The sequence below is a fragment of the Pseudomonas sp. SDO5532_S415 genome (assembly GCF_054071155.1).
The window spans coordinates 1-18,295 of the sequence record NZ_JBSVWS010000062.1; the positions used below are offsets into that span (position 1 = coordinate 1).

The following is an 18,295-nucleotide window of genomic DNA, read 5'->3' on the forward strand; positions in this document are numbered from 1 at the left end:
ACCAAAGAGATTGTGGGGGATGTGTTGGCCTTTTCGCGAGCGGTCTCGCTCCCACAAGGGTATGGGGTACAACCACGCCATCTGCGTCATTTGATTACACGGTGTATCAACAGAAATTCCGGGCGAGCGGTATATCTTCGCGCCACAGCTTTTTACAGTGATCGATCCACTCCGTTCCCTCACGCCAAGAGTGATCCTTCATGCCCCACGACTTGACCCATCTTGATGCCGCACTGGCCGCCTACCCCCGGGCGACACTGCTCGAAGGCCCGACACCGATCCAGAAACTCTCTCGACTCAGCCAGCTGCCGGAAATGAACGGCTGCAACCTCTACGTCAAACGCGACGACCTGACCGGTCTCGGCGGCGGCGGCAACAAACTGCGCAAGCTGGAGTTCCTGCTGGGCGAAGCACTGGCCGAGGGCGCCGATACCCTGGTGACCTGGGGCGGTCTGCAATCGAACCACGCCCGCCTGACCGCCGCCGTCGCGGCTCGCCAGGGCCTGGCTTGCGAGCTGATCCTGACCCCATCCGCCGTACGCGGCGATGACGACTTTCGCTACAACGGCAACGTCATACTGGACGCGCTGTTCGGTGCGAATATCCATCGACTTGCCTTGGGCGCCGCGCCTGACGCATACGCCGCCGAGTTGGTGGAAAAGCTCAAGGCTCAAGGAAAAAAAACCTTCGTCATGCCATTGGGCGGCTCCAGCCCCCGGGGCAGTCTGGGCTATGCCGCCTGCGCCGGCGAAATCCTGCGCCAGGCAGATGATCTCGGCATTCAGTTCGATCAGATCATCGCTCCCAACGGTAGCGCCGGTACCCACTCAGGCCTGCTGGCCGGTATCACGCTGGCCCAGGCCTCCACGAAAATCGTCGGCTATTCGGTGCTGTCCACCGAAGAACAGGCATCGGCGTTAACCCTGGAAAAAACCCGGCAGGTGTTGCAACTCCTCGCCCCCGCCACCTCGCTGGCCGACAGCGCGATCAACGTCGATGGCAGCCAACGCGGCGAAGCCTACGGTGCGCCCACCGAAGCGATGCTTGAAGCGGTGCGCCTGCTGGCCTCCCATGAGGGCCTGCTCACCGACCCGGTCTACGGCGGCAAGGCGTTCGCTGGTTTGTTGGCCGCCGTGCGCCGGGGCGACTACCCGGCGGGCAGCCATGTGTTGTTTGTGATGACGGGTGGGTTGCCTGGACTTTTTGCCTATCGCAGTGCTTTCGACTGACCGGTTTTTTCAGGCATAAAAAAACCTCCCCAGTCACTAACCTGGGGAGGTTGGGTTTACGCAATACAATCAGTTCTTGGCTTTGGCCATGTTGGTGAACAGCTCGGTCGGTACTTTCTTGCCGTTGGAGGTGAATTGGTTGGTGCGGAATTTGTAGACCTCGCCTTCGGAGAGGAAACCGTCTTTGTTGGTGTCCATCGCCTTGAACTCTTCACCGCCCTTCGGCGCCACGGTCAGCAGTTCTTTCAGGGAAACGCGGCCGTCGTGGTCGGTGTCGGTACGGGCGAAGGAAGCATCGCCGCATTTGCCTTCACCGCACTTGCCTTCACCGGCCTTGGTTACTTTGGCACCGGCTTCATCGGCACCGCATTTGCCTTCGCCACACTTGCCTTCACCGGCCTTGGTCGCCTTGGCTTCATCGGCGCCGCACTTGCCTTCGCCACACTTGCCTTCACTGGTCTTTTCCGCAGCGGCGAGTTGGTAGCCTTGTGGCAGTGCATCAGCGGCGAAGGCGGTCGAAGCGAGGTTCATGCTGCCGGCCAGTGCAACTGCGATCAGGCCAATGCGGGATTTATTCGACATACGGGACATGGTTGTTACTCCGGATACAGTGTGCGGCCAGGCCGCTAAGGGTCATGCCACAAGGGCAATAAGCCGTGGTGCGAGGGCGTTTGCTTTCTCGCTGAGGCAGGGCTATTTGACTGCACACGTGTATCCCGGATGTATCCGGATCGAGGGGCATTTGTAAGCCAGTCTCCGAACACGGGGTTGGGATACACAGCGATACATATGCCCTGCTTTTTAATCCTGGCGAGCTGATTGCGAACGTTGCGCGGCTTGAAATGCAATACCCTATGTCGTCGAGGTAGGGGGCTATTTCAGGATGAACAGATCCCCTTCCACGTCCGCATCGCCGTGTTTGCGACTCTGCGCCGCGGCGTCGTAGAGGATCAGCAGAACCTCCCCACGCTGTTTCCCCGACTCGAACAGACACATGCCCTCGGCATGATCGTCGCCTTGCCCAAAAGGCACCTCCAGCACTGTTTCCAATTGATCGGCAAAGACCACGCTTTCCTCATCGGGCACGAAACCACCGTGCCAGCGAAAGACCGTCACCGGACCGTCCAGCTCCATGGTGGGACCCGCCATGATCAACAGATCGTCGCCGCTCATGCATAGGTCACGCACCCCCAGGCCGTTTAGCGCAAAGAAGTGCTTACGGTAGCGGCGCCCGCCTGGGCCAATCTTCTTGAGGACTAGCGTGTCAGTCGAGCCATCATCCAGTTCGGGCTCGATCTCCAATAGCACAGCCCAGCCGCGAAGGACCGGCCCTCGCAGCCCCAGCAAAAGGCGCGAGCCGATCACCACCAATCCTTCGATATCGAAACCGTTGTCTTTACCCGGAATACTCAGGAAATGGCGTAGCTGATCATCTTCAGCAATTTCCGCGGTCAGGTCGTTACCGACCTTATCGCCATGTAGCTGCGCCGCCGAACGCCCGTCGGCGTCCACCTTCCCGGCGAGCGTACAACCATCGTTCTGCTGTACCACCGGGATGCGGGCCAGTAAAAAGCGGTTGCCGTCCGCCTCTACCGTCGATAGCCGCTGGATATTCTTCTGCGCCGGCCTGTCGGCCTCAGCCTTCTTTCGTTTCAGGCTATGGGAACCCACCACCCAGAGGTAACCACTGGCATGGTCATACGCCAATCCCTCGATATCGATTTCAGCGTCTTGCTTCGGTATGGGCAGGTCGAGGTAATCCATGAGCGGGAATGATTGGTGCTCATTGCACGTCACCCCTTCGCCGGGTGCAGCGTCCTGGATTTTCAGGCGTTCCAGGTTTGTGGTTTCGTCGTTGGCCACCCACAGTGTGTCGCCAATCTGCTGAGCGACCGAAAGGCCATCGCGCAACGGCCCGGACGCAGGATCAAATTTCAGCAACGCAGCATTGCTTCGCTCGCTCATGAACGCTCTCCTGTCATCATGGCGTAGTGCGCCGATTATTCAGAGCCGGATTTCCCGCAACTTATTCGTCCATTGCTTGCGATCGAGGCTAGTGGCTGGCCGACGATAATCAACGCCTTTCGCTAGTCTGTTTTCTCACAGTTGATAGAGCGCAGGGGAATAACCTGGGCGTGCCGGGTGGTTGCTGCTCTGTTGTGCGGGGCATGACTGGCTATGCTTGATCTGTTGCCAGACGCTGGCAGCCACATCGTGAACGGAGGTGTTTGAAATGCAACTCATCACGTTGAAAATCGATAAGCCGCAAGTGACGAACTTCATTTTGGGTCAGACGCATTTTATCAAGTCCGTCGAGGACATCCATGAAGCGCTGGTCAATGCGGTGCCAGGTATCCAGTTCGGCGTGGCGTTCTGTGAAGCTTCCGGTAAATGCCTGGTGCGATGGTCCGGCACCGACACCTCAATGATCGAACTGGCACAGAAGAATGCGCAAGCCATCGCCGCCGGCCATAGTTTCATCATTTTCCTGGGCGACGGCTTTTACCCGCTGAACGTGCTGAACACCATCAAAGCGGTGCCAGAGGTATGCCGTATTTTTTGTGCCACCGCCAATCCCACTGAAGTGATTCTGGCGGAGACGGAACAAGGGCGAGCCATCCTGGGCGTCGTGGATGGCTTCTGTGCCAAAGACATTGAAGGCGACGAAGACATCCTGTGGCGCAAGAACCTGCTGCGGCAGATCGGCTACAAGTTGTGAATGGCAGAACGGACCGGGTTCACGCCAGCAACTCGGTAATCCACCGGGCCTGGCGGGCAACGTCCTGTACCTTCTCTTCGGGAACGGCCTGCCGTGCCTTGGCGAAGCTGGTCAGGGTCTTCTGTTTCTGGCGGAGCCTGCGCTGCCACTTGAGCAGGAACGCCGGGCTGCGGGCCTGCATCTGCAACGGGCCGAAGTACAGTTCCTCGTCGGTGTAGATCACCGGCCCGTCGCGCTCGGCGACGATGATTTCGTAGTCGAAGCGGTCTTCGCGCAACACGTCCTCGCAGAGGATACGGTAGTCATTTTCCATCAGCCATTGGCGCAGTGGCTGCTCGCCGCCGTTGGGCTGCAGAATCAGGCGCTCGTGGCCGCTCAGGCGTGCCTTGCCGCTGTCGAGGATGTCGCGGATCGTCTCGCCGCCCATGCCGCAGATACTGATCGCCGTGATCCCGTCTCCCGGCTCGATGGCCGCCAGGCCATTGGCCAGGCGCACGGTGATCCGCTGGTCCAGACCGTTCTCGCACACAGTGCGTTCAGCCGCGTGAAACGGAGTTAATGCCACCTCGCCGGCCACCGCCGCCTCAATGACGCCACGACGCATCAACGCCACCGGCAGGTAGCCGTGATCCGAGCCGATATCGGCCAGGCGCGACCCTGATGGCACATGTGCCGCCACATGCTCCAGGCGCATGGACAATGTCTGTTGGTTCAACTGTTGCCCCTTTTCACCACGAACGTCCGGCACCTTTGGTCGGATAGGGGCGTGATTCTGTCGAGCATCGCCGGGCATTTCAAATTTATGCGACCAGAGCCACAGGGCCTCCCGTGCTCGCAGAGCATTTAGCCACTATTGGCCACCCAAAAACTTCCCGACATTCTCATGAACAACCGAGGAATATCGAATGTCCCACTCGTTAGTGGCGCTTTCAAAAAGCTGATGTCAAGGCTATGCCCAATAGGGGGAGGACTTCTGATGGTTAGGTCGCAGGCTGTGGATGCTCCCGTACAAACCTTGTTGCTCGAGCGCAATGACTGGGTGCCCAACAACCCTCGCTTACCGGTGCTCATTTACATCAAGGCCATTGCCGTTCAACAAAGTGATCCGGCGGCTTTGTTCGAAAATATCTTCAGCGCCAATGGCTGGCCACCGCAATGGCGGTATGGCGTTCACGACTACCACCACTATCACACCCAGGGCCATGAAGTGCTGGGCATCGCCAGCGGCTTCGCGCGCCTGATGCTGGGGGGCCCGCAGGGTCGGGTGCTGGAAGTCAGCGCCGGCGATGTCTTGCTGTTACCTGCGGGCACCGCTCACTGCAATACCGAATCCAGCGATGACTTTCTGGTGGTGGGTGCTTACCCGCCGGGCCAGCACGCTGACATCTGTCGCGATGCGCCGACGCAGGAACAACTGGCGAGTATTCTCGAACTGCCGTTTCCCGAGCGGGATCCGGTTCAGGGTGTGCACGGGGCGGTCAGTCGACATTGGCTTTGAGTGTTGCGCGCAGGTGCGCTCTGTCCAGCCTCTTCTTCCCACATAAGCGGGCGGGTCAGGACAGAGACGCAAAACCATCAAGCGGTCAGTAGTCCCAGAAGGCCGCGACCCAGCGAAAGGCCTCACCATCGACCTTCACCCGGCCGACCGAAGGAAACGGCAGGTGCGTGGCGACAAACAGCTCACCGCTCGCCGCCGCTTCTTGCATAAGGCGGACCCGAACGCGAACCGATTCCTCGGGGTCATGTTCAAAGCCGTTGTGCCAGTCGGGGTGTTCGAAGGCGACCGGGAACAGCGCATCGCCCGCGAACGTCAGCCGCTCGCCGCCGGAGTTCACATAGACCACGCTGTGCCCCGGGGTATGGCCGCCGGTGAGCTTGACGACCACACCCGGCGCCACCTCGTATTCATCTTCGAATGTGCGCACCTGGCTGCGATAGTCGGTCATGAACTGATTGGCGGTCGCGCGCAAGACGTCCGGTACTGGCGACGGCATGTCGGTGAGCGCGAAATCGGGCGACTCCCAGAACGCGACTTCAGTGGCCGACACGTGGATCCGCACATCCGGTCGAAGCCGGTTCTTCACTTCATCGACGAGCAACCCGCCAATGTGGTCCATGTGCATATGGGTGATCACCACGTCGGTCACCGACTCAAGATCGATACCGGCACCCGCCAGCCGCTTGGGAAACTGCCCGGCCCGTGGAAAGCCGGGGAACTGCCCTCCCAGTCCGGCGTCGACGAGGATGGTCTGGTCGCCGCTGCGCACCACCAGCACGTTCAGTGCCCAATCGAATGCGTCCGGCCCCAGGAACATGTCCTTGAACCAGGCCGCGCGGGCGGCGGGGTCGGCATTGGTGGACATGGTTGCGGTCGGCAGCGGCAGCACCCCGTCGCTGACCACCAGCACGTCGATCTCGCCGACACGCAGTGCATAGCGCGAAGGCACCAGCTCCTCGAAACCCACCCCTTCAGGGTGTGAGGTGTTGTGCAAGCTCATGTGTTGCAGGGTCATGGTCGCTCTCCGATTGCCTGGGTCAAAAACCTGATGCGAAGCCGCTCCCTCTGTGCGAGAGCGACGAATCGCGTTGGGAGCCAGTCTGCATGGCGATGCACTGCGGCCGATACCATACGGGGGTATAACGAGCTTGCGCTTTAGGGTGATCAGTCCCAGCAAAAGGTATGAGCGTTCAGCGAGGCGAATAACCGGTGTTATGCCGCGCGTGAAAGCCGAAAGAAGCGGACGGGGATCTGGTTTATGATGCAATCCGAAACATTCAAGCATGCATAAGCCGGGCAGGAAATCATGAATCGTCAAAAGAAAATAAAGCAGTTATTAAAGGCGCACGCCAAGAAGGCCAGTGCCAAATTGGCACCGAAGAAGCCTAAATACATCAGTAAAGCCGACCGATTGAAACTGGCGGCTGAAGCCAGTCCAGAGTCGATCATCTCCACTGAGAGCTGATCCTTTCAGTAAATCCTGTCCCGCAGCGCCCGTCTGACCTCAGCCTGTATGGCATAGGCCGGCGCCTCCACGGCATCGAAGTCCTGTGTGTAGCGCTGGGCAAATCCCTCTACCCCCCATTCCTGAAACTGCTGCACATGCTTGAGTTCGTGAGCCCAGAGCGCGATGTCCTGTTCTGCGCTTTGAGCGTCCCGGAACAGGATGACGTCGATCAGCGTCACGGCACCGACATCGGGGTTTTGCAGCATGGCCGTGGCGGTGCTGAATTGGCCGTTGTCGCTGACTTTATAGTGCGCGGCATCGAGGACGCTGGGGGCGTACCAATGCAGCAGTTGTTCCCGGACATGCGGTGGAATGGGTTGCAGGCCGACGGCGGCGGCTTCGGCACGAGCCTGGGTCAGCCACAACGCCAGTGCAGGCGCCGCGATCTGGTAAATGCCATCCGGCACGGTGCCCAGCAGCGGTCCCAGGTCTGGCAGGCAAATGCAGCTATCCAGGCACACCTCCCTCTCGCCAGCCGGGCAGCCGCTGGCCTGGGCTGGCACTTCAAGCGTCAGGCATAGAACAAACAGCGCCACCAGGCGCGTGGTGATGGGCGGCATTGGATGCTCCAAGGATGGATGCAGTGCATGGCGGGCCGGAACTAATGGGCGACCTGCATCGATTCAGCGTAGTCCCGAAGTGCAAATGGAAGCCATCGGGTTGAATCGTGCAGCGGTCACCAGATTCCCGAAAAGCGATTTCTCCATCTTGGGCTACTGTCACAACAGAGTTGGGCGACAGGTCACCCGAGACAGGAAGACAGCATGCTTTATTTTCAGGAAATGCTAGGCATTGCCGTGTTCTCGATAACCGGGGTACTGGCTATCCAAAAAGCCGATGTTGATTTGTTCGGCGCGGTGGTGCTTGGCATCATCACCGCTATCGGTGGCGGCACCTTGCGAGATTTGTTGTTGGATCTACCGATCTTCTGGATCGCTGACTTCAATTACATCTGGGCTGCTTTGGTTGCCGCACTGCTAGCGTTTTTCCTGACCCAACGCTTGCAAAGACGTTACCGCCTGCTGCTCTATCTCGATGGTCTGGCCGCCGCGCTGTTTGGGCTGGCGGCTACCGAGAAAGTACTGGCACTGTACCAATCCGCGCCTTTGGCGGTGATGATGGGAGTGCTCACCAGCATTGGAGGCGGTATAGCACGCGATGTCCTGGCTGGGAGGGTTTCGCTGTTGATGTCGCGTGAGATCTACGCCACGCCGATCTTGTTGGGATGCACCCTCTACGTCGCGCTACGTGACCTGTTCCCGTCGATCTGGGTCGCCGGTTGGATCGCTTTGATTTTCACCTTTGGCCTGAGGTTTTTGGCCATCTACCTGCATCTTCAAATGCCAGCGATGTTCTCTACGAAGCAGGGATAATTCTCTCAGTTACAGCCCTCAGTGAAACGGCGACCTGCCCATGTGCTAACGTTCGCGCGTCATCACCTGAAAATCATACGCCGATGTCCATTGCTGACAACCTCCTCGCCTTTACCCTCGCCGCCACTCTGCTGACGCTCACACCCGGGCTTGATACCGCTTTGGTATTGAGAACGGCAACGGTAGAAGGCAAGCAACAGGCGTTCCGCGCCGCACTGGGTATCAATGCCGGCTGCCTGCTGTGGGGGCGGCGGTCGCGTTTGGCCTGGGTGCCTTGATTGCGGTGTCGGAGTTGGCGTACAGCCTGTTGAAGTACTGCGGCGCCGCTTACCTGGCGTGGCTGGGATTGAACATGCTGCTGCGTCCACGCAGTTCATTGTCGCCCCTTGAGACAGATGGAATGCCAAAGGCAAACTGGTTCTTGAAGGGCATGATGGGGAACGTCCTCAATCCCAAGATCGGGATTTTCTATGTTTCCTTTCTACCGCAGTTCATCCCCCAGGGACACAACCTGATTGCCTGGACATTTGGCCTGGTCAGCATTCACGTAGTGCTCGGCCTGATGTGGTCTACGACGTTGATTGGCGCCACTCAACCACTTGCCGGCATTCTGCGGCGCGGGAAAGTGATCACGTGGATGGATCGCACGACAGGCCTGGTATTTGTTCTGTTCGCGGCTCGGTTGGCCTTTAGCAAGCGTTAGGGCGGCATCATCCGATTTGCCGTGATTGACTCTTTTCTTGATCCCCCTTCAACTGCATCTGCGTCATGCTTGTCTCCCTTTGCTGTTGTTCTGGCGATAACGCTTCGTAATCGAAAGCAGTTTTTTCGTCAGCGGGATGTTGAGGAGTGGGAGGGAGATCAGATCAGTTTGGCTACAAAAGCGACGACGACAAAGGTCGTCAAAGCGAACGCAGCACCGATGCTGAAAGGCAATAGAAAAGCACGGGCCGCAGTCGGGGTGGGGCTGCGCATTTCTTCGGCCAGAGCAGCTACATCACGGTGCAACTGTTCGATGCTGGCTTGATTCGTAGATTGTGTGGGCATGCTGCTTTCTTCCTTTGCGCGTCACGGTTCAACCCTGATGCGTGAAGCTATGTTTGGCAATGTGGGGTCTCGCAGCGGCAATACTCAGTGCCGCTTCATCCACATCCTCGCTGCCGCGAACCCAGCGCTCAGAACCTGGACCAAAGACCTACAGCGGCGACAATGGCAGTTACCATACCAGCCCCCACTGCGAACGGGTACCAGAAGGCTTCCTGCTTCAACTTACTTTCTTCCGCCATGAACTTGCGGGTTTCGGCGGTACATTTGCGAATTTCAACTTGTAGTTTATCGAGCTCCAGATTGTCGCGGTCGTTTTGTAGCATGAGTATCCTTTCAGGACTTAGCGGGTATCTGGGCTACTTGCCGGCGGTGCCTCCCTGTTCTGCCCTCCCACTATTTCCTTTCCCTCAATGCTCGGATAGCAGGTGACTCCCGTAGAGTTGTAGGCAACGTCCGAGAACTGCGCACGAACAGGCGCTCTCTGTCGAGGCATACAAAATTGGTTGACCATTGCAGTGCAGCGCTCCCAAGTGAGGGACCGCTGCACAGTCCGGTGTAATTAGCACCGATTACCTCAAAAAGATCCTGGCTACTCTCTAGGATCAATCTGATCCAGCACCCGGTTCGCCGTGATTTCCGCCAGCATGATGCTGTTGGAAATGCCCAGCAACGCATTGCGATCTCCACCCTCCAGATGATCCACCAACTGATGCACCATCACGTCGACCGAGGCCAGGGTTTCGACTAGATAGACCATCAGCGTTTCGGTAGAGGTTTCCGGGTTCACTGTAAACAGGGTGGTGGGTGTTCGTGGTGTGGCCTTAATGTCGGCCGTCGAGGGGAAGTGGAAGTTGAGGGCACGCTCGGCGGCCTCATTGAGTTTTTTTGAATCGGGTTCGTATGGGGAGGCTGGATCGGTGTCCGGCGGGTTTGGCGTGACCTTGAACATGGTGAAACTCCTAGAGAAATGGAGCTGCCACTATTCGCTGCGAAACGAAAATAAGGTGGCAACTGTACGCGGGTTCGCAGACCAGGACTCTAGGAACCCGGCAGACCCTAAGGCCTCCCACGCACAGCCGCCATGACATGAGTGACAGACTTAACGAAGAGTCTGCTCACGGACGGTAGTCGTTGTGCGTCTAGAGATTACCAGGCTGCGAAACCCGATCACTGATGGGCAGTGACGCGAATCAAGTTACCGAGCGGCCCCAAGGCGCACAAGCCGGCGGATTCTGGCGTAGTCGTAGGCAACGACGCAAGGTTTTGTGGCTTTCAGGAAGTAAGGTTGAGGTCGCTTAAACATGCGCTTTTTGGCAATGTTTAATGAGCGTCCTACAGAACGAGAAATCTGGAAATCCCGAAACAATCCAGCATCAAAACTCATACTTGTGGCGAGGGAGCTTGCTCCCGCTCGAGTGCGCAGCGCTCGCAGAATTTGGGGCCGCTACGCAGCCCAACGGGAGCAAGCTCCCTCGCCACAAAGCAAGCCCGCTCCCACAGGTACAGCCTTAATCAGCCGAGGGTCGGGTAGTCGGTGTAGCCTGCCGCGCCGCCACCGTAATAGGTGCCCCGATCCGACTCTGCGAGCGGCGCATCAAGCTTGAGCCGTTCCACCAGGTCTGGATTGCTGATGAAATGGCGCCCGAAAGCCACCATGTCGGCATGGCCCGAGGCGACAGCGTCAAGCGCCATTTGGCGGTCATAACTGTTATTGGCGATGTAACGACCACCGTACGTTGCATGCAACGCTTTGAAGTCAAAACCGTTGGCCTCGTTTTCGCCCTGGGTCTGGCCTTCGACACAGTGAAGATAGGCCAGACCCAGTCGCCCGAGCTGTTCGGCAAAATAGCCATAAGTCGCCTGCGGATCACTGTCCAGCGGCGTATCGCCTACTGCACGTGTGATGGGCGAGAGGCGCACGCCAACACGATCCGCCCCCCAGACCTGCGATACCGCCTGCACAACTTCCAAGGGGAACCGAATGCGGTTTTCCACCGAACCGCCGTACTGGTCGGTGCGCAAGTTAGTGCTGTCGCGAATGAACTGCTCCAGCAGATAACAGTTGGCCGAGTGCACCTCGACGCCATCAAAACCGGCTTCCAGGGCACAGCGCGCGGCGTGCTTGTAGTCCTCCAGAATCAACGGGATTTCCTCGGTCCGCAGGGCACGGGGCATCGACGGTGCGCCCAGGGTCTGCGACTCGAGGAACACCACCTCCCCGGCCTGAATGGCTGAAGGTGCCACGGGAGCGGCACCGTTTTCTTGCAAACTCACATGGGACATTCGGCCGACATGCCAAAGCTGGCATACGATCTTGCCTCCCGCCTCATGCACCGCATCGGTGACTTTACGCCAGGCTGCCACGTGCTCCGGTGTGTAGATACTCGGCGTAAAGGCATAGCCGCGGCCCTGCCGTGAGATATTGGTGGCTTCCGAGATGATGAGACCTGCGCTCGCACGCTGGCGGTAATACTCAACGGCCAGCGGCGTGTGCACGCCATCCATCGTCGCCCGAGAGCGCGTCAGCGGGGCCATGGCGACCCGATTGGCGACCTCGATTGCACCGATCGACAGAGATGAGAAAAGATCGGATCGTTGGTTATCAGACATACGTTTTGACTCCAAATGTTCGGGTAACGGGCTGTGCTGCACCGACGGCATACGCCAGGCATAAAGCCCAAACGCCACTCGCCAACAGGTGCAGGAAGCGGCATCCACCAAGTTACAGGGGCAATAAAAACAGCGGGGTCAAACCCGGTTAAACGTTGTTAACCGACGGCTGTTGACCCTCATGCCTTGCAGGCTTCATCGATGAAGGCCACCGCACCTTTGAGGGCCTTCATTCCCTCTGGAAGAATCGTCGCGAACAGATGCCAGACGTGGAACATGTCGGGCCACACCTCCAGTGTCACGCGCACGCGATTCTCAGCCAGGTGCGCAGCCAATCGCATCGCATCGCTCAACATGACTTCACGCTCGCCGATCTGCACCAGTATCGGCGGCAACCCACGCACATCCGCGAAGACCGGGGAGGCAGCCGGGTCGTTCTTCAACGCATCCTGCAAAAATGCTCTGGCCATCAAGTTGAGGCCCGTCAGATTCACCGTGGGATCGACGCCGTCACGGGTCTGCATCGACGAGCCGGTATGCTCAAGATTAGCCCAAGGCGAAAGAGCCACCCCGGCGACCGGAAGCGGCAGCCCCGCGTTGCGCGCCGCCACCATCACCGTGACCACCATGGCCCCGCCCGCAGAGTCACCTGAAAATGCGATGTTTCTCGGCGATATGCCCTGCTCCAGCAGCCAGCGGTAGGAGGCCAACGTGTCTTCAATCGCAGCGGGAAACGGGTGTTCGGGCGCCAGACGATAGTCAGGCATGTAAACCTTGGCCCTCAACAGCCTGGCGTAATGCCCTGCCAGGCCGTGATAACCCGCAGGGCTGCCCGCGACATACCCACCGCCGTGAATGTAAAGCAGCACTCTGCCGTTCTCGACTTCCTGCGGCGAGACGACCGTCGCGGCAACGCCGCCCATGTCAATCTGTTCGACCGTCACGCCTTCAGGCGTGGGATGAGCCGCGAGCACCTGCACATAGTTACGCCGGGCGGTCTCCCAACACCCGTCCTCGCCGCGCAACAAGGGGCCGAAGGCCAATGACGCCGTATTCCAGGCATCGATGCGTTCCTGAACGTTTGGACTGAAAATCATAGGTATTCCCGAAGTTCGTTTTCACGGTTGTCGATCCGGCTGCGAAGGACTGCTTAGCCCCCGGAGCGGATCGCACGAAGGTGGAGTGACGGGCCTTGAACTGATCGAGCGACACCTGCACGCCACGGCGATCAGGTCGCGGCCGTCCAATCAATCCCTGCTATTGGGCAAGGTAGCCGCCGTCGATAACCAATTCCGCGCCTGTGACGTAGCTCGACTCGTCGCTGGCCAGATACAGGCAGCCGTAGGCGATCTCGATCGGTTTACCCGCTCGTTTCATCGGCGTCGAATCGATGACCTGGTCGTTAAGATCCGCTGCTTGCGCCTGGGTAAGCGGCGTGTCGATAAAACCGGGATGCACCGAGTTGACCCGGATCCCTTGGGTGGCATAAGTCATCGCAGCGTTTTTCGACATGTTTCGTACCGCACCTTTGACGGCGTGGTAGGCGTGGGCACCGGCAACGGCCGCGCTGCCCCAGATCGACGAGATATTGACGATTGACCCCGCTCCCTGCTGGCGCATCACCCGAACTGCCTCGCGCATTCCGAGGAAGACGCCCGTCTGGTCAACCGCGATCATCTGCAGCCATTCTTTCATTTCCAGCTCATCCAGGGATTCGTAGGCAATGATCCCGGCATTGTTGATCAGCACATCCAGACGACCCTGCTTGTCGATGATCGCAGCGACTGCTGACGACCAGTCCTCTTCGCTCGTGACGTCGAGCTTCAGGGCCTCGACACCCTCGCTATAGGCGGTTTCAGGATCGGCAATATCACTGGCAAACACCGTCGCCCCTTCCTTGGCGAACAGTTGCGTGACGGCGTAACCGATACCGCTCGCCGCTCCAGTGACCAACACCACTTTGTCTTTCAATCTCATGACGTGAAACCTTCTGTTTATCTCGCGTTGTGGGAAATCCCGGGGGCTCGATGTGCAGGAAAGGTTCGATGCACATCAGCACCGGCACAGTAGCGCCGGCGGGGTCCTGCAGACGGTTAAACGTGGTCAATCGCGGTAAAGATGGCGGTGCTTCACGTGACCTTCCAGGGGTTCTGCTGCCACTTGTCCTGGAAGAACTCAATGAATACCCGAATGCGTGGGCTGAGATGTCTTCTGTCCGAGTACAACAAATAGACCGGCTCAACGATCCCCGACTTGAAGTCCTCCAACAGGGGTACCAATGTTCCTGCTCTGACGTCCGGTCCGATATGGAAGTCGGCCAGCTTGACCACCCCCGCCCCCGATAGCGCCATATCCCGTAGCAGATCGCCTTGAGTGAACGATGCACTGGGCGTTACCGGCACCGAAACCCCTTCGCCGTCCTGGACGAATACCCATTTGCTCCAGGGGCTCACGAAACTGAAGTTGAAACAGCGGTGGTTCAAAAGGTCAGCCGGAACCGCGGGCGTACCATGCCCAGCCAGGTAAGCGGGCGAGGCGCAAATCAACCACTCACACTCGCCGATTCGCTTGGCGATGCGTGAAGAACTCGGCAGCACGCCACTGTGGATTGCTATATCGAGCCCCTGTTCAAAGTGGTCCACAAACTGCGCCCCTAACTGAATTTCCACATCCATCGACGGGTACAAATCCAGGAACTCCGCCAGCCAAGGGACAATCTGGTGCTTGGCAAAGGTGGTCATGGTATGGATGCGAAGGGTACCGCTGACCCTTGAGGGCAGACCTTCAGCCAAAGAATCAGCCTCGTTCATCGCTTCGACAACGGCCTTGGCACTGCGCAGGTAAGCGGCCCCCTCCTCGGTCAGCGTCAGAACGCGCGAGCCCCTCTGGAAAAGCCTGACCTGCAGCCGATCCTCCAATCGGCTGATCAACTTGCTCACGGCCGACGGGGTGATGTTGTGGACCCGGGCAGCCGCCGAGAAACTGCCACACTCGGTCGACCATATGAACGCGAGAAGCTGTGAGTAGTTGTCCATTCCCTATCCTGGCGTCGAGTGATCAGCGGATGAACTGCTCAATGTAATCGTCCGGCAACCCCAGGGACTTGTAATGAGCGCGGGCACTTTCAAGCTTGGTAAAAACGTCTTCGTAACCTACCGCAACGCCCTGAGGGTCGACGTAGGTATAGCCACCTTGAACGTGAAACCAGGTAATCATTTCCTCAACGTCTTCAGGTACGAACAGCGTGTGTGTCTCACCTGGAGGCTCGTACGCAAAAGAGCCTTCTTCAGCGATCCAGTCATGTTCCAGGTAATACCAACGGCCCTTGAGCACGATCGCATGAACACCACCGGTGTGGCGGTGACGAGAAAGAACACCGGCCTGGCGCACACGCAGAAGGTTAATGTAGTACCCGCCACTGGTATTGAGTAGAAGCGGCTTGAACGAAACCGTTTTGGTTACCGGAACCCATAATTCGTCATCTTCCAGCCATTGGGTCATTACGCCGGGATGAACCATGTCCGGGGTCATGAATGGGACTTGCGGCAACTGGTAGGCAATCGCCAGTTCATCAGGTTTTACGGGAGTATTCATTTCTTGGCCTCTCGGTTTTTTTCAAGAATCAACAGCGCAACAATCGCGCCCTTGCTTCGGTTGAATGAAAGGTTATGGGAGGGATCCCACGATGAAAACAGCTGCCTGTGCACACCAGATGTGACGCCCGGTCACAGGAAACGAAGCGCCGTCAGGCGAGATGACAAATAAAAACGCCCGCAAAGTGCGGGCGCCTGAGTTGAGGCTCGCTCCCACAATGGACGGTGGTGAGACACAAATGCCATGAGCCACACAGATCCCCTGTGGGAGCGAGCCTGCTCGCGAAGGACGTCCGGGCAACGCGGGGTATCAGGCACTACGCGTCTTCGTTGGCGCCCATCGCGAGCAGGCGCCTACACGCGGGGATCTGAAAAGAAGTCGATAATCGCCGGAAGCACCTGTTCGGGGGCCTCCAGGGTCGGGCTGTGCCCTATCTTGCTGAGTCGGATCAGTTTCGAGTTCGGCAATTCTCGCTTCATCTCATCGGACCACGCAGGCGGTCGCGGCATGTCCTCTTCGCCATTGATGATCAGCACCGGAATGGTGATCGATGCCAACAGCGCCACTGAGCTTTCACGATGCATGACCCCTTTCATCGCCGGGCGCAGCGTTTTTGGCAACGCCTGGATTCGATCGCGCCAATAGGCCACCAGCTCTTGTTTTTCAGGGTTGTTGCGAGTGGTCTTGCCAAACATCACTTCCATTGTCATGTCGAGGATTTCACCGACGAAACCCTGCTCCCCCGCGTCGACCACCCATTGCGCAAATCGCGCGCCTTGCTCGGGCGGCTCGCCGCAGGCCGAAGAGCCTGCAACCACCAGTGAGCGGAAAAGCGCCTGGCGTCTGGCAATGAGCCTGAACGCCACATCTCCACCCATGGATTGAGCCATGACATTGATCGAGCTGAGCTCCATCTTTTCGATCAGGGCTTCCATGTCGTCCGCGCACTGATCCATGGTGATGATGTCGACATCGTCCAGGGCGCTTCCCCCCTGGCCTCTGAAATCGGGCCGTATGACCCGGAACTTGCCCTCGGCGGCCTGGACCAGGCCGTCAAACATGGATCCATCGAGAAAGCAGGAATGAAGGCAAAGCACGACGGGCAGGTCAGCTTCGCCCGTGTCTTCAACCCATAGCGTCGTGCCATTGACCTGAATGTGTTTACCGTAAGAATTGGCAACTTGTAGCATGTTGGTTCTCCTGACATTGAACATCCCCGCAAGGGAATTTTTTATAGGTTGCAGGTGTGGCATCTGCAGTCGGTACGACGACTCAACCCGCCATGTTGCAGGACGCTTTTGAAACCAACGCCCTATCGTGTTTGAGGAACCATCCCGTGGTCTCGCGTGTAAAAAAGGCTGTTACAAACGCAGCTACCACCATCAATCCGGAGATGAAATACAGCGCGTAGTTGTAGCCCGCCACCTGATCAAAACCGCCGCCGGCACCGATGAACAGGCCGATCACGAAAGGACCGAAGCCACCGGCATAGATACCGACGTTGACGATCGAGCCGGCGATTCCCGACGTGCCGGGCTTGGCTGAATCGAAGGCGATCGCATACAGCAGCGTATAGGGCGCATTCATTGCGAACCCGGCAAACAGTTGAATGCCGATGAGCCAGGTCAGGCTCAAGGATGTGAACTGGAACAGGTACATGCCTATCGCCAGCCAGGCGAATACGATCATCAGGCAAAGCTTGCGGCCCATGCGGTCAGAGATCCAACCCCAGACGATTTGCCCGATACCCCCGGTGATGGTGAACAAAACGGAATACGCCGCGGCCTCGGCGAAGTTGTAATGAGCCACGAATGCCAGGTACTGAGGCAACCAGAAGCTGATTCCGAAATAACCCACAATGGCCAACATCGAGACCAGCGCGATAGCGCTGATGTTCGGATTGCGCATCGCGGACCGAAAGGCGCCTTCAGGTGCCACCACCGCCCCGTGGGCAGCGCTCAACGCCGGAACGGTTTCTCCAACGTCACGCACATGATCGACAAACGACTCGTAGCGCTTTTTGGTGCAGAACCACCAATAGATCGAAAAGATAATGATCATGGGGACCGGGAACAGCAGAAAGGCCAGGCGCCAGTTCTCAGGACCGTAAGCGTTCAACAAGGCACTGATCGCCAGACCACCGATCAACGTGCCCCATGGATAGCCCGTGTGATGCAACCCCAACGCAAAACCGCGCCTTTCACGAGACCACCACTCGGACAAAGACGTGACTTCGATCGCCTCGCCGGCCCCGCCAAAGGCGTGGGAAATCACCTGCAACGCCACGAGCATGCCCAATGAGGCGGTGAGGAAATTCAGCCCTGTCAAAAAGGTAAACAATGTGTAGGCAATCACGATGGGCAGGTGACGATACTTCCTCATCCAGCCTTGCCCGCCCTTGTCAGCCCAAATCATGCAAGGCACAGCGATCAACGAGGTGGCGATGGTGATGAACGCTGCGAGAAAACCGGTCATTTCTGCACTGGTTTTGAATTCGCTGGTGATCGATGGCAACACCATGAAGAACATCTGACGTGAGTTGGCGTCCATGGCGTAGACCAGCCAGAGCAACGCCATGGCTCCCCATGAGGCGGTTCCCGCACCTTTGGAAACCCGGGTGAACGACGGAATAGCACCTGCCTTTTCTTGAGCGAGGCCCATTGGATTATCTCCCGCTGAATTTTATTTTTATTGTTCCCCGGCAGATGGGTGCATCGC

Annotated in this window: 20 protein-coding genes and 1 pseudogene; 6 read left to right on the forward strand and 15 right to left on the reverse strand. The window is 58.2% G+C overall.

Going from position 1 to position 18,295, the window contains the following annotated elements; genetic code table 11:
• Nucleotides 1-200: 200 nt before the first annotated feature.
• Entirely contained in the window at nt 201-1,229 is a 1,029-nt protein-coding gene (locus ACW9HW_RS15455) for a D-cysteine desulfhydrase family protein (protein ID WP_457400627.1), read from the forward strand.
• Between the two features lie 69 nt (nt 1,230-1,298).
• Here the strand turns inward: ACW9HW_RS15455 and ACW9HW_RS15460 are convergent, their stop codons facing one another.
• Both ACW9HW_RS15460 and ACW9HW_RS15465 read right to left on the reverse strand, forming a co-directional pair.
• Nucleotides 1,299-1,820 carry an HvfA family oxazolone/thioamide-modified RiPP metallophore gene (locus ACW9HW_RS15460; RefSeq protein ID WP_095193680.1) on the reverse strand — a complete coding sequence of 174 codons (522 nt, stop codon included), beginning with the start codon at nt 1,818-1,820 and terminating at the stop codon, nt 1,299-1,301.
• Between the two features lie 282 nt (nt 1,821-2,102).
• Complete coding sequence (locus ACW9HW_RS15465) at nt 2,103-3,194, reverse strand: DUF3616 domain-containing protein (RefSeq protein ID WP_457400628.1); 1,092 nt, start codon at nt 3,192-3,194, stop codon at nt 2,103-2,105.
• A gap of 268 nt (nt 3,195-3,462) precedes the next feature.
• Here ACW9HW_RS15465 and ACW9HW_RS15470 point away from each other — a divergent pair, with 268 nt between their 5' ends.
• Nucleotides 3,463-3,948, forward strand: a complete 486-nt coding sequence (locus ACW9HW_RS15470; protein WP_095193678.1) for an adenosine-specific kinase — start codon at nt 3,463-3,465, stop codon at nt 3,946-3,948.
• Nucleotides 3,949-3,967: 19 nt separating this feature from the next.
• Here ACW9HW_RS15470 and ACW9HW_RS15475 read toward each other — a convergent pair whose 3' ends face one another.
• Nucleotides 3,968-4,663 carry a tRNA (adenine(22)-N(1))-methyltransferase gene (locus ACW9HW_RS15475; protein ID WP_457400630.1) on the reverse strand — a complete coding sequence of 232 codons (696 nt, stop codon included), beginning with the start codon at nt 4,661-4,663 and terminating at the stop codon, nt 3,968-3,970.
• 261 nt (nt 4,664-4,924) lie between these two features.
• Between ACW9HW_RS15475 and ACW9HW_RS15480 the strand changes: the two genes are divergently transcribed.
• Nucleotides 4,925-5,446, forward strand: coding sequence for a cupin (locus ACW9HW_RS15480; protein ID WP_095193676.1), 522 nt, complete (start codon nt 4,925-4,927; stop codon nt 5,444-5,446).
• Nucleotides 5,447-5,531: 85 nt separating this feature from the next.
• Here ACW9HW_RS15480 and ACW9HW_RS15485 read toward each other — a convergent pair whose 3' ends face one another.
• The gene (locus tag ACW9HW_RS15485; RefSeq protein WP_457400632.1) at nt 5,532-6,461 is read right to left on the reverse strand and encodes an MBL fold metallo-hydrolase; all 930 of its coding nucleotides are present in this window, start codon (nt 6,459-6,461) and stop codon (nt 5,532-5,534) included.
• 291 nt (nt 6,462-6,752) lie between these two features.
• Here ACW9HW_RS15485 and ACW9HW_RS15490 point away from each other — a divergent pair, with 291 nt between their 5' ends.
• Nucleotides 6,753-6,911 (forward strand): DUF2986 domain-containing protein, encoded by a 159-nt coding sequence (locus ACW9HW_RS15490; protein ID WP_457400633.1) that lies wholly within the window; start codon nt 6,753-6,755, stop codon nt 6,909-6,911.
• A gap of 5 nt (nt 6,912-6,916) precedes the next feature.
• On the opposite strand, the gene ACW9HW_RS15495 is transcribed toward ACW9HW_RS15490, so the two are convergent.
• Nucleotides 6,917-7,513, reverse strand: a complete 597-nt coding sequence (locus tag ACW9HW_RS15495) for an eCIS core domain-containing protein (protein ID WP_457400634.1) — start codon at nt 7,511-7,513, stop codon at nt 6,917-6,919.
• Between the two features lie 204 nt (nt 7,514-7,717).
• On the opposite strand from ACW9HW_RS15495, the gene ACW9HW_RS15500 reads away from it, so the two are divergent.
• Together ACW9HW_RS15500 and ACW9HW_RS15505 are read left to right on the forward strand one after the other, a co-directional pair.
• On the forward strand, nt 7,718-8,326 hold the full coding sequence (locus tag ACW9HW_RS15500) for a trimeric intracellular cation channel family protein (RefSeq protein ID WP_457400635.1): 609 nt from the start codon (nt 7,718-7,720) through the stop codon (nt 8,324-8,326).
• 83 nt (nt 8,327-8,409) lie between these two features.
• Nucleotides 8,410-9,029, forward strand: a pseudogene (locus tag ACW9HW_RS15505) (LysE family translocator).
• Between the two features lie 158 nt (nt 9,030-9,187).
• Here ACW9HW_RS15505 and ACW9HW_RS15510 read toward each other — a convergent pair.
• From ACW9HW_RS15510 to ACW9HW_RS15555, 10 genes are all read right to left on the reverse strand, one after another.
• Nucleotides 9,188-9,373, reverse strand: a complete 186-nt coding sequence (locus ACW9HW_RS15510; protein WP_457400637.1) for a hypothetical protein — start codon at nt 9,371-9,373, stop codon at nt 9,188-9,190.
• 128 nt (nt 9,374-9,501) lie between these two features.
• On the reverse strand, nt 9,502-9,696 hold the full coding sequence (locus ACW9HW_RS15515) for a hypothetical protein (protein ID WP_457400639.1): 195 nt from the start codon (nt 9,694-9,696) through the stop codon (nt 9,502-9,504).
• A gap of 266 nt (nt 9,697-9,962) precedes the next feature.
• A complete protein-coding gene (locus ACW9HW_RS15520) occupies nt 9,963-10,322 on the reverse strand; it encodes a DUF6124 family protein (protein ID WP_457400641.1) in 360 nt (119 codons plus the stop codon).
• Nucleotides 10,323-10,885: 563 nt separating this feature from the next.
• A complete protein-coding gene (locus ACW9HW_RS15525; RefSeq protein ID WP_457400643.1) occupies nt 10,886-11,983 on the reverse strand; it encodes an alkene reductase in 1,098 nt (365 codons plus the stop codon).
• Nucleotides 11,984-12,162: 179 nt separating this feature from the next.
• Nucleotides 12,163-13,080 carry an alpha/beta hydrolase gene (locus ACW9HW_RS15530; protein ID WP_457400645.1) on the reverse strand — a complete coding sequence of 306 codons (918 nt, stop codon included), beginning with the start codon at nt 13,078-13,080 and terminating at the stop codon, nt 12,163-12,165.
• A 160-nt stretch (nt 13,081-13,240) separates the two neighbouring features.
• Nucleotides 13,241-13,960, reverse strand: a complete 720-nt coding sequence (locus ACW9HW_RS15535) for an SDR family NAD(P)-dependent oxidoreductase (protein ID WP_457400646.1) — start codon at nt 13,958-13,960, stop codon at nt 13,241-13,243.
• Between the two features lie 152 nt (nt 13,961-14,112).
• Complete coding sequence (locus tag ACW9HW_RS15540) at nt 14,113-15,018, reverse strand: LysR family transcriptional regulator (RefSeq protein ID WP_457400647.1); 906 nt, start codon at nt 15,016-15,018, stop codon at nt 14,113-14,115.
• A 22-nt stretch (nt 15,019-15,040) separates the two neighbouring features.
• Nucleotides 15,041-15,577, reverse strand: coding sequence for a 2,4'-dihydroxyacetophenone dioxygenase family protein (locus ACW9HW_RS15545; protein ID WP_457400648.1), 537 nt, complete (start codon nt 15,575-15,577; stop codon nt 15,041-15,043).
• A gap of 353 nt (nt 15,578-15,930) precedes the next feature.
• Complete coding sequence (locus ACW9HW_RS15550) at nt 15,931-16,767, reverse strand: alpha/beta fold hydrolase (protein WP_457400650.1); 837 nt, start codon at nt 16,765-16,767, stop codon at nt 15,931-15,933.
• 82 nt (nt 16,768-16,849) lie between these two features.
• On the reverse strand, nt 16,850-18,238 hold the full coding sequence (locus ACW9HW_RS15555) for an MFS transporter (protein WP_457400651.1): 1,389 nt from the start codon (nt 18,236-18,238) through the stop codon (nt 16,850-16,852).
• Nucleotides 18,239-18,295 lie beyond the last annotated feature (57 nt).